The organism is Flammeovirga sp. AWQ4_249, assembly GCF_056161045.1.
Genome location: NZ_JBSWYJ010000016.1, coordinates 57,481 through 70,625 on the forward strand (window position 1 = coordinate 57,481; position 13,145 = coordinate 70,625).

Annotated in this window: 6 protein-coding genes; all 6 read right to left on the bottom strand. The window is 32.4% G+C overall.

All coding sequences use genetic code 11. The features are described from left to right. Positions 1-168: 168 nt before the first annotated feature. The 6 genes from ACXAHM_RS13515 to ACXAHM_RS13540 all read right to left on the bottom strand — a co-directional run bounded on the left by ACXAHM_RS13515 (position 169) and on the right by ACXAHM_RS13540 (position 13,143). Positions 169-351: a hypothetical protein gene (locus ACXAHM_RS13515; protein WP_474960975.1), complete on the bottom strand. Its 183-nt coding sequence runs from the start codon at positions 349-351 to the stop codon at positions 169-171. 224 nt (positions 352-575) lie between these two features. Further along, complete coding sequence (locus ACXAHM_RS13520) at positions 576-4,280, bottom strand: cellulase family glycosylhydrolase (protein ID WP_474960976.1); 3,705 nt, start codon at positions 4,278-4,280, stop codon at positions 576-578. Between the two features lie 304 nt (positions 4,281-4,584). Continuing rightward, the gene (locus ACXAHM_RS13525) at positions 4,585-6,594 is read right to left on the bottom strand and encodes a cellulase family glycosylhydrolase (RefSeq protein WP_474960977.1); all 2,010 of its coding nucleotides are present in this window, start codon (positions 6,592-6,594) and stop codon (positions 4,585-4,587) included. Positions 6,595-6,697: 103 nt separating this feature from the next. Then, positions 6,698-8,914, bottom strand: coding sequence for a glycoside hydrolase family 3 C-terminal domain-containing protein (locus tag ACXAHM_RS13530; protein WP_474960978.1), 2,217 nt, complete (start codon positions 8,912-8,914; stop codon positions 6,698-6,700). 156 nt (positions 8,915-9,070) lie between these two features. Then, complete coding sequence (locus tag ACXAHM_RS13535) at positions 9,071-11,095, bottom strand: glycosyl hydrolase family 95 catalytic domain-containing protein (protein ID WP_474960979.1); 2,025 nt, start codon at positions 11,093-11,095, stop codon at positions 9,071-9,073. Positions 11,096-11,586: 491 nt separating this feature from the next. Further along, entirely contained in the window at positions 11,587-13,143 is a 1,557-nt protein-coding gene (locus ACXAHM_RS13540; protein WP_474960980.1) for a RagB/SusD family nutrient uptake outer membrane protein, read from the bottom strand. Positions 13,144-13,145 lie beyond the last annotated feature (2 nt).

Consider the following 13,145-nt stretch of genomic DNA (forward strand, 5'->3'; position numbering starts at 1 on the left):
TTGTATTAATATAACAGTATATAGTATAAAAATACTAATAATGAGAATAGTAAGCAAGTTAGTTTCTTTTTAAATGGTACTTTTTACAAATAAAAAAAATCAAGGCATTAAAGTAAGCCTTTAACACCTTGATAATATTTCTTTTAGTAAAAGTATAATTAGGTTATTTTACCCTCTTGTTTGATGAAACTTCAGTTCATTAATTTCCATTTTATGACGCTTTATTCTCACCTTCAAATGTTCAGTATCTTTGAATGAAGATCCATTTCCTTCTAAGGATTTTATTCTTCCTTGCATTAGGGAAACTTTATGTTCTAATTTTTCAATTGCAGACAAGATTGTATTTTCCATTGTCAATTTACAGTAAATGAGTTTTTAAAATAATCACATACTCAAATACAAGAAAATTATATGAGTTTGCCTACCTCCTTAAGATTTATTACACAAATAAATAAAATGGACAAATACCTTAAAAAAGACATTAAAAAAGAACTGATTTTGATCATATTATAATCAAATTTTATATCACAAAATATAAAGGTGAAGAGTAATTAACCCCTCACCTTTAGCTCTATTTATTTTTTTATAAAACGAATAGTTTTTGTTTCATTCTTACCAATAAATTGAACTACATACACTCCTTTTTGCAATGATTGAACATCTAATGTAAAATCATTTTCAGAAGGTATAGTTATAGAATTATTTATTTTTCCATCCAAGCTATATAGATTTAACTGATGAAATTTTTCTCCTAAACCAGATAAATTAAGCTTATTATTTGCTGGGTTTGGATAAGCAATTATTTCTAGTTCTTTTTCTAATGACAAATTATGTCCACCAGCTTTTCTAGAATTTGATTGAACAGGTGTAATTTCAATCCAATCTAAATTAAATGGACCTGCAGGAAAACCAATTCCAAAATCTTGAACTCCTTGATTTAAATTTGCTGTATGTGAGATAGTTTGAAAATTGCCCCATCCTCCTGTATTTGGAATATTTGCACTTCCATATACTGTCGAACCGGCATTACCCTCAAGTTGAACTACACCTCCCGAGAAAGGTGATGAAACATGATATGAAATTGTATAATTTCCACTTGCTGTAATATTTACATCATGGAAAGCCAACCAATCACCAGCATCAATATACCCTACAACTCCACCTCCTGCTTCTATACCACTCATATGTGTATAATCTTCAGCCTCTAAACGAATTGTAGTTCCATAATTATTATCATCTCCGTTGTTATCATTATCACCTCCATTATCGGTACCATAATCATATGTTGCCATAATTTCTTTAGCAAAAGCCCCTGAAGCTGTAAGATTCGACCAACCTCCAGTACTAGAGGCACCAGGGTTTAAGAAAGATGCACCTTCTTGTTTATCATGCAATGACCATTTACAATGTGAAATTCCATTAGCTTTCATCCAATCAATCCAAGCCCAAGTTTCATTGTAATTTACTCCACCATCACCATTTGCATTTACAGATCCCCATTCTGTTACAAAAAGAGCAATACCTCTTGAAAGAGCATAATTACCTTTGTCTCTCAGTGATTGGCCATGAGTTCCTGCATAATAATGTAATGTGTAAGCAATATTTGGTTGATTAATTGGATCATTTGCCGCTTGATCAACGTCTTGAGACCATGTTGGTGTACCTACAATGATGATATTATCTGGATCATGCTGACGAATTGAAGAAATAATTGATTCAGCATAAGGTTTAATACCAGAAGACCATGAAATCTGTAGTGGTTCATTATAGATTTCATAAAGCACATTATCATATTGACCATATTTTTGAGCCATTTCTGCAAAGAAGTTTGCTGCTTGTGACCAATCATGTTCATTTGCATGGTGAGAATGCCAATCGATAATCACATACATATCATTTGCAATGGCTGCATTGACTATTGTCTCTACTCTTGCTTTATTACTTGCAGCATCTGTAAAGTAACCTCCATTGTCTTCAACTCCCATTGCAGCACGAATAATTCCAGCATTCCAATCGTCTTTTACCCATTGAACAACATCAGCATTATAAAAGCGTTCTGCTCCCCAACCATTGTTAGACCAGAATAAACTTGGTCCAGCAAAGCTTACAGGTTGACCATTTTTATTTACTACTTTATTACCACTTACTTGTAGTAAACCATTTCTTGAAACTACAAAACCACCATTATTATCTCCTCCATCTTCTAAAACTGTGATAGTCGCTGATGCCACATTTCCATTTAATTCAGCTGTAACGGTATGTTGCCCCACAGAGCTTGCGGTAAAGCTACCATTTGGAGCATTTGCTGACCATGAAGGTGTCGTATTGATTTCGTTACCACAATTATCAATTGCTGAGAAAACAAATTGTACAGATTCATTCAAATTGACAGTAGAATTACCTGGAGTTAAATTCACTGAAGAAACTCCATTAGATTGACAAGGAGTCAATTGTTTAAAATCTAAATAATTCACATTTATACCACCAGAGGTTGTTGATATACCAAGTTCAAACGTTCCAGATGGTAAATTTAAATTTGTAGAAATGTTTTGCCACGATTGCCAACCGCCTGTTGCTGGAACGTCTAATGTTGTTACAATATTTCCATTGATCTCAATTGAAACATTTCCACCACCTTCAGATGCCATTCTTATTGTCACTTCATATTCATTTGCTGATTGTGCTGTAATAGTATAGCGAACCCAATCACCATTATCAAACCATCCAATATTTTCTCCTCCTCCAGAATCAGTTGTTGATTCAGTCTGAATTCCATTCATAGAAGAATAATTTTCAGCTTCAATTTTACCAGGAATAGTTAATGTAGAAACTTCATCATCGTTATCCTCATTCCCATTTGAAGTAATAGAAATCCAATTAATATTCACACCACCAGTTACTGCATAAACACCTATATTTTGTTCACCTGCAGTAGGAAAAGTAACCTCATGAGAAACTGTTTGCCAATTTTGCCATCCTCCTGTATTTACAATATCAACTAAACCACGAATATCATTACCTTCATTTTGGTCTAATCTTAACTGACTTCCTCCGACTTCTGATGCAACTCTATATTCAACTAAATACGTTCCTGCTGAAGGAACATTGATTGTATATTCTAACCAATCACCATCATCAATATAACCGATGTTTTCTCCTCCACCTTCATCAGTTGTAGCTTCAGATTGAACACCTTTTGCCTTGCAGAAAGATTCTGCCTGAATTGTCCCTGGTAATGTCACAGTTTGACAATTACCTTCAATAATATCATCACCTCCTGTTCCATCTCCTGATCCATTTCCATCATATGATAACATGATTTCTTTAGCGAATGCTCCGGAAGCAGTCAAGTTTGACCATCCTCCATTACTTGAAGCACCTGGGAATAATGCTGAGGCACCTTCTTGTTTATCATTAATTGACCAATTACAATGAGATATTCCGTTAGATTTCATCCAATCTACCCAAGCCCAAGTTTCATCATAATTCACTGCGCCGTCTCCATTTGCATTTACAGATCCCCACTCGGTTACAAAAAGAGCCAAACCTCTTGATAAAGCGTAGTTACCTTTATCTCTAAGGTATTGTCCATGAGTACCAGAATAGAAATGTAATGTATAAGCAATGTTAGGCTGATTTATTGGATCATTTGCTGCTTGATCAACATCTTGAGACCATGTTGGCGTACCTACGATGATTATATTGTCAGGATCATGATTACGAATAGCAGAAATAATTGATTCTGCATAAGGTTTGATACCTGATGACCATGAAATTTGTAATGGTTCATTATAGATCTCGTAAAGAACATTATCTAAATGACCATACTTTTGAGCCATTTCAGAAAAGAAATTATAAGCAGAAGCCCAATCGTGTTCATTTGCGTGATGAGAATGCCAATCAATAATAACATACATATCATTCGCAACAGCTGCATTGACAATTGTCTCTACTCTTGCTTTATTAGCTCCAGGGTCTTGGAAGTATCCACCTCCATCTTCAACTCCCATTGCTGCTCGAATAATTCCTGCATTCCAATCCTGTTTGACCCAACTTACAACACCTGCGTTGTAGAATCGTTCAGCTCCCCAACCATTGTTAGACCAGAATAAACTTGGGCCTGCAAAGCTAACAGATTGGCCATTTTGGTTGACAACTTTGTTGCCGTTTACTTGTAGTAAACCATTTTGAGAAACTTGAGCATTTATTGGAGAAATAGTTCCAAAAAAAAATAGCAATGCCAAGCTCCTTATTAAGTAAGATAGTTTGATAGATTTCATACTTTTAAGTAATAATTTAGATTCATATTTCATTTTGTAATACAAATAGTTGCTGGTTAATTGATTTAATAGTTTGTGTTTGTAATTCTATCGTTTTTAGCAATAGATAATTGGTTTGATTTATTATTTAAGTTACCATAATAAAGTTGTTAAGTGAATGAAAAATTTATAATTAAAGTATTTTATTTTATTGTAATATAGTTTTTGAACAAGTTAAAATAGCAGCTTTAAAGTAATGAGTTAGTTAGTTTTTTTAAGGTATCTATTCTTCATTTTTTGATCTAAGAATAGATACCATATTTATTTATCTTTTGATTATTTTTTTGCAATAACCTTGACCATTTATTGAGTATTTCATAAAATACATACCATTAGGAAGGTCTTCTAAATTTAATTGAAAGCTTTTTTCCGTTAACCTTTGGCTTAAAATCACATTACCAATGGCATCCAATATTTGTAAATCATTATGAATACCTTCTAAATTTTTCACTTCAATATTTAATTTAGATGTAAATGGATTAGGATACCCAATCAAAATTGATGATAATAATTCATCTTCCAAAGATTCAAGACTAGTTACAACTTCATCTTCTATTTTCTTTTCAAACTTTATTCGATCAATATTAAATGCAGGTGTTTTATCTATATAAATTCTTAAAATCTGTATACCCTCATCTAAGGTAATGTCTCCACTTACCATAGTAGTTGTTTCCCAACTATTTGTGGATGGAATATCAAAGCTAGTAGTGTTGTTATTTATATCATTTGATATAGTAAACTTCCCCCCAGCACTAGTTGCAGCCACTTCAGCTGTAAGTTTATATTTATGCGATTCATCTACATCAACTGTATATTCTAACCATTCACCTACTTCTAGATAACCGACATGATACCCACCATCTTCTCTTGCTTCAATATCTACAGCATCATCTCTGTATGCATTTCCTTGATTAGAATCATCATTGTCTGAATATGTAAATTGATTTCCTCCAATATCATAATTTTCAACTTCAACTATACCAGGAATTACTATTGGAGCTCCTTCATAGTAACTTCTTACTGTATTTATTACATTAATTCTTTGTGGATAAGAAATTAGATCTTGATTATCATCCTTCTGTATGATTCTATACTGATGATATGACCCAAAAACGAGACTTGTATCATTATACCCTTGTGTATTATAGCTAACCGAATCAATTACTTCATAAACATCACTTATTTTTCTCTCAATGTAAATTTTTTCAGTAGACTCACTTCTATTTTCCCATGATAAATTTACTATTGAATCTTCTACCAATTCTAGTCTTAAATTATCTGCTGTTTTTTCATTATAGTGAATTAATATATCTTTTGTTTCGTGCCATTTTTTATCACTTCTTTGATAAATTTCAAACATTCCACCATCATCCCAAGCCATAAATGAAATCCCTCTATTCAATGATTGTTCTACAAAAGTGGCATAATGTCTCATTCTAGAATTAAAGTCTGTTTCATGAACAGAACCAAATTCACTCATAATTACTGGAATATCATTGGAGTCACTCCAATTTTTAACTTTCTGAAATTCATTTGCGATATAGTTTTTATCATCTTGCGAACCCCATGTTTTAATATTGCCTGCAGAAGAAAATTCCCAGGGATCATACGTATGATAATAACCAATAATGTAATCATCATTTTTTGGAAACACAGCACTTAATAGATCATGAATTGCAGACCACCCAGTACCTGAAATTATAACATTACGAGTTGGATTTTTTTCTCTAATTATATCCAAAGCTCTTTGATTAGCATCACCTGCTTGAGCAATAGTCAAGCTTTTATTATGTGTCCTTGGCTCATTAAGCGGTTCAAATAATAATCTTTCTGATTTTTCATAAAATCTATCTGATATTTGTCTCCAAATACTTTCAAACCTTGCAATATTTGTTGGTGAATAGTTTTCTTTGAGCCACCCTTCATGATGAGCATTAATTATAATCATTAAACCTCTTGATAACCCCCAATCTACTATTTCTTCCACTCGATCCATAAAAACAGGATCTACTGTATAAGGAGAAGAAGTTTCTACGTGATTATGCCAAGTAATTGGAATCCTAACAGAAGTAAAACCTGCTTCTTTATAGGCGTCAAAATAATATTCCTCTGCTTTTAAAGCCCAGTCTCCTTCATAAGGTGCATCCAATGTATTTCCTAAATTAATTCCTCTACCCATCTCAGCAACTGCCTCTTCAGGAGTCATTTGAGCAAATAGTTGAGATTGTATTAGTATACTAAAAATTGCTACAATATATGTTACTTTTAGATTCATGTTAGTTTTATGTTTTTAGATTGAAGTGTTGATGAATAAATGATTTTAGTTTCTAGCTAAGTTGATTTCAGTTCAAATTTTATCAAGAATATATGTTTGTAGTTTAATTTACTACTTCAGTAATTGTTATTTTTAATCTTTTATCAATCTTATTTGAGGCATTTCCCACATAGATAAAATAATCTCCATTTTCAAGATCCCAACTAGATGTTTCTTCATTATAATACTTCAATGATGAAACAGGAATACTAATTTTCACTTCTTTTGTTTCTCCTTCTTTAAGGTTGATTTTTTTGTATGCTTTTAATTCTTTGAGAGCTCTTTCAACTTTTGATTTATTTTTTCCTACATATACTTGAATAACTTCAGCTCCCTCAAGACTACCAGTATTTGATAAATTACAGCTGAGACTGATGTTTTCGTTTTCAGAAACAGTTTTCTCAAGAATTTTTACTTCAGAAATTTCAAATGATGTGTATGATAAACCATATCCAAAAGCATATTTTGGATCTATTTTTTTGGTTTCATGCCATCTATATCCTACTAAAATTCCATCTTCATAATTGACATTTATAGAATCTCCTGGATAAGACATTGTACCAAAATGATGTGCAGAATTATCTTCTAATTTAACTGGAAAAGTAAAAGGTAATTTACCAGATGGATTTACTTTGCCTGAAATAATATCTGCTAATGCATGACCCGTTTCAGAACCAAGATACCAACCTTGCATGATACCTTTCACTTCACTAGACCATTCGGTTGCAACAGCATTTCCACTAATAAGAATAACTCCAACATTTTGATTTACTTTAGCTATTTCAGTGATTAATTCTGGTTGTCCAAATGGCAAATCATAGGATTCTCTATCTCCACCTTCACAATCCTGACCATGATTCTTATTCAATCCACCAAAGAATAAAACAACATCTGCTGTTTTTGCGATTTCAATTGCTTTATTTTTTAGCGAGTCCGCATCATATGGTGAAGGTAAAACTCTTCCATAAGTTGCAGGTCCTGATGCGTATCCAAGTGTATGAACAATATTTGCATTTTTATATGCTTCTTTAATTCCTTGAAGAGGAGAAACTTCATATTCAACTTTCAATTCGGACGAACCTCCACCAACAGTCATCATACGTGTTGCATTTTCACCAATAACTGCAATAGTTAAATCGCTATTTTGATTAATTGGAAAGAAATTTTCTTCATTTTTCAATAAAACTACCCCTTGTTGACCTATTCTTCTTGCAACTTCGTGGTGTTCAACAGTATTGATTCTTCCAAGAGGTCTATTATCTGCAAGATTAGTTCTAAACATCAATCGTAAAATTCGTCTTACTTTTTCATCAAGAACATTCTCGTCAACTTCACCATTTTTTATAAGTTCTTTAAAAGGTCCTGCTAAATAATAATTCTCATAATGATTCTTTTCCGAATAGGTTAAACCATTAGTTCCTGTACCCATTTCAATATCTAAACCATATAAAGCTGACTGTTTAGTATCATGAGCAGCACCCCAATCCGTAAGGAATACACCGTCAAATCCCCATTCTCCTTTTAAGATTTCATTTACCAAATGTTCATTATGAGAACAATATTGACCTCTTAATTGATTATAAGCACTCATCATCGACCAAGCGTCTCCTTCTTGTACAGCAGCCTTAAATGCTGGCAAATAAATCTCGTGTAATGCACGATCACTGATTTCATTAACATTAATATGACCTCTCCACAACTCTTGGTTATTTGCTACAAAATGCTTCACACATGCTGCTACACCATTTGTTTGAACCCCCTTAATATATGGAACCACCATTTTTGATGCTAAAAATGGATCTTCTCCCATGTACTCAAAGTTTCTGCCATTTAAAGGTGTTCTGTAAATATTAACTCCTGGACCAAGTAAGATATCTTTTTTTCTATATCGTGCTTCTTCACCAACAGCAACTCCATACTCATAAGATAAGTCTTCATTAAAAGTTGCAGCCAGACACGTTAAAGCAGGAAATGCAGTAATAGAATCATTCGTCCATCCAGCATATCCCCAATTATCCCAATTTATTTCAGCTCTAACACCATGAGGTCCATCAGACATCCATATTTCTGGAATTCCTAATCTTGGTACACCTGCACTAGAAAATTTTGATTGAGCATGACACATTGCTACTTTTTCATCAACAGTCATTTCATTTATTATACGCTCAATTTTTTGTTCTGTAGTAGCAATTTGGTTTTTAGTTTGAGCTTTCGCATTCAAAGTCAATGACATTATAATTGTCACTGCTAATTTGAAATTTAGTTTTAAATACTTTTTCATATTCTTTTGATAATTTTTTGTTTAAGTCTCAGCTATGTAATTTCTAGGTAATGCTTCAGTAGAAAGCATTAAACCTAGATTTACAATTAATTGGATTTTAGTTTTACTAAGATTTCAGCTTGTTGTTTAGTTTAGATTGTTCACTATTCAAATTACCTATTTTGTTTTTTGTATTATTGTATATGTTTTTTTCTCTTTGCCTACCCCTTTCAATATCAATTTCTTCCATTTTAAAGGTAGATTAGATTCAATTTGTATAATCCCTTGATCTGTGATTTCCATTCCTCCAAAACCAAATAACATCGCTTGTAACATTCCACCAGATCCTGTTACGAAATAAGTTAGATCATTATCAGGCTGTTCTGAAAAGGCATTAAAAGGAGGTTTTTGATTTGGTTTGTACCCTCTTTGAAATAATTGGTAAGCTCTTTCTGTATCACCTAACCTTGAAGCTATAACTGATAAAATTGAATGTGACATTGCAGGTGCATTATATGCTATCTTAGGTTCATAGAAATCTAAATTTCTTTTTATTTGCTCTTGATCTTCAAAGTATTGAAGAGGAAAAGAAAGTAAATTAACATCCACCTGCTTAATGGTTCTTCCATCATAGCCTTCATATTCCATTGTAATACCATTTTGGTGAATGACAGGTATATTTTCAGAAACATAAACCCACTCTTCTTTTATAGGTTTACCTAATATTTTAGATGCTTTAATAGTAGCTTTTAAGACTTTTATTGCTGATGCATTTGTAAATGCATTATCATTCACATTTTCAGCATATTCATCAGCACATACTACATTATTAATGTGACATACTCCTTCTGTATCTTTTTCAACTCTACTTACCCAAAAATCTGCTATATTCGATAAAACTTCATACCCAGAGTTAGCAAGCCAATCCTTATCTTGAGTTACCTGATAGTATTTCCAAAAAGCTAATCCAATACAAGAAGTGATATGCTGTTCAAAAGGTCCTGTTAATGCCCAAGTTGGTGTGTCTTCTTCACCACTTAATGCAGACTCCCAAGGAAACATAACTCCTTTATATCCATTCATAAAGGCATTCTTTTTTGCTTGATCTAATCTATCAATTCTATAATCTAGAATATTCTTTGCCAATGCTGGCTGAAATAATAAATAAGTTGGAAACATCCATAATTCAGTATCCCAAAAAATATGACCATTATAACCATTTCCAGATAAACCAACAGGGGATATTGATAGTCTTGTTCCTTCTCTTTGGAAAGAATAAAGGTTAAAAAGCTGAAGTCTAACATCTAACTGCGCTTCAAGATCACCATCAATTATGATATCACTTTCCCACAAGCTTTCCCATGCAGACAAATGTCTTTTATGAAGCCTTTCATAACCTTCTAAGTGAGCATAAATTGCTTTTCTCTCTGCTTCATTTATAGCATCTACAGATTGTGCTGTATTACAAATTGATCCTACTAATACAAACTCAAATACTTCTCCTTTTTGTAAGAATTTTTCAAAAGATAAATTACTTTGTTTTGCATTAATCAAATTATATTCAAATGATGGTTTAAAATTATGATCAAAAATAAAAGAAGATGTAGCTGCTAAACAATATTTACCAGTAGGAGAAAATGCAGATAAAGAATGTAAGTTAACCTCTTTCTCTTTTCCATATTGATGAAACATTCCTTTTCCCTCTTGATTCACTTCAGGAACTAATATCTCATTTGAGACCTTGATTTTCACATCTTCCAAAGCAGTAATTTTTACTTTAGACATACCAGAATATGCAAGATGCCTTAAGGCTAAAAGTTCATTTTCTACTTTAATTTTTTTATTCTGAACAAATGAAGTTGTTAATGAAGCTTCTTTTAAATCAAGTTCTTGTTGCCAATTAGAAATCTTCTGAATTGAATTATCATCATCATCAATCTGAATATCCAAGTTTAAGAAATTTATTCCTTGGACAATATTTGAAACATCTCCTCTACCATAAATATCCCAAACTCCATTCAAGATCACTTCTTTTATTTTTAAAGGTGATTCAGAAGGGACAATGCCTATCATACCATTAGCTAATGCAATAGGATGATAGTTTGTTCTTTGTTCAGTTTTAATTTCCCAACCTTTGTCTTGAGCAGAAGTAGATAACGAAAAGTAAAACGTAAAAAATATGACGTATAATAATTCTTTCATTTTTTTAATATTAAGAAGTAAAGTCATTACTCTTAATTGATTAAATTCATTTCAATATTTTCAACACACAATGTTATCTAGATTCAATAAAATATTAAAAAAATAGAAGCTACTTTTTTACACTTTTAATACAACATTAATACATCAATATTTTATATTCACCTGTATAACAGTAATATAAAGACATATATTTAGTTATTATCAATACGTAATATAAATATTCACATTGATCTTAAATGCAGCATTACTTTTATTTAAAGAATATAAAATCTATTTAAATAAAAATATATTACCTCCTCTGTTTTGTGGTTTATCAATCTTTCAAAAACAGCTTTCTTAATTATAATAGAGTTGCAACAATCTAATACTATATTCTATCAGTGATTCTGATCTTAATAAGGATTGATTAATGGATAAATATTAGGAATAAAAAAAACTGAAAGACACATAAAGTATCTTTCAGTTTTTTACTTAGTTTAAGAAGATAAATATTAGTATCCAGGGTTTTGATCTTCAGGACCAATTTCTGCATTCGCTATTATCTCTGCTAAAGGAATTGGGAATAATTCATGTTTACCAGCTTGGAAACCTAAGCTTCCTAACTCTTGTTCAGCTAATCCCCATCTAACAAGATCCCAATATCTTGAACCTTCATAAGCCATTTCAACTTGACGCTCATTTACTATAGCATCGAATAATGACTGTCCAGATACTGATGCATCGTAGTCAGATAAACCTCCAGCTCTTTGTCTTAATTTATTAAGCATAGCTCTAGATTCTGCTTCTCTACCTTCTCTGTAATAAGCTTCTGCTGCTAATAATACAACATCACCATATCTTAACAATCTCCAGTTTGTTGTATAATTCAATTCTGGAGTTGCTCCATCTACATCAGTAGTTTCAGATGTAAAAGTTGTATACTTAGTTCTCACTAGACCTTCAGTATCCCAACCATCGTTAAATTTTTGTCCATAAAGTGCCTCTAAACCAGCAGCATCTAAAATTGTTGCATTTCTTCTACCATCAGTAGGCTCGAAAGCATCAAATAACTTCTGTGTTGGAGGTAAGAAACCCCAACCTGCTACTAATTTAGAACTCTCTGAAGGAGTTGCACCAGCAATATCTTCTAATGATCTAGGACCCGACAATTGAATATGTCTATTATCTAAATTTTGTCTATTCCATGTTGCATTACCCCAGTTCGCACCATCAGATACAAATGAAGCTTCAAATAAAGATTCTTTGCCAAACTCTGTAACTTCCAAAGTTAAATGTTGAAAATTTGGAGTTAAGCTCACTTCGGAACCTTCAGTATTCATAACAGACTCTAGTGGCCCAATTGCTCCGGCATAATCCCCACTATAAACACGCACTTTTCCTAACAAACCTTGTGCAGCTTGTTTATTTGCTCTAAAAGCATCACCTGTACCTTCAAAAACAGATTTATTCGGAAGAGATTCAATAGCTTCACTTAAATCCTGTTCGATTTGTGCATAAACTTCATCTTTTGTTGCTCTTGGCTGACTATCACTAATACTTGTAGGTGGTTCTAATCTTAAAGGAACACCTCCAAAAGCTGTTACTAATTCAAAGTAGAAATAAGCTCTCAAAAACTTTGCTTCACCAACCATACGGTTAACCACAGGACCTCCATCAGCTGGAGCATTTTTTATAATTTGGTTTACTCTATAAATACCATAATAGTTGATATTGAAAAGAGCATACACTGCAGAATTTTCTGAATTCCACTGAAAATCATCAATTTGTTGATATTGAGGTTGATCAGTTGCACTACCACCACCACAATTCACATCATCTGATGGTAAATTCTTAATTACATAGCAACTTGACCAACCTTGAAGTTGATCTGAGCTTAACATATCATATGCTCCAACCAAAGCTAGTGATAAATCCTCTTCAGTCTGATAATATGATTCCGCAGGAGTTCTACCGTAAGGAGCCACATCTAAAAAATCAGAAGAGCAAGATGAAATCATTACTGAAGCACCTAATACAGCAATGAGTTTCTTTATATTTTTAATATTCATTT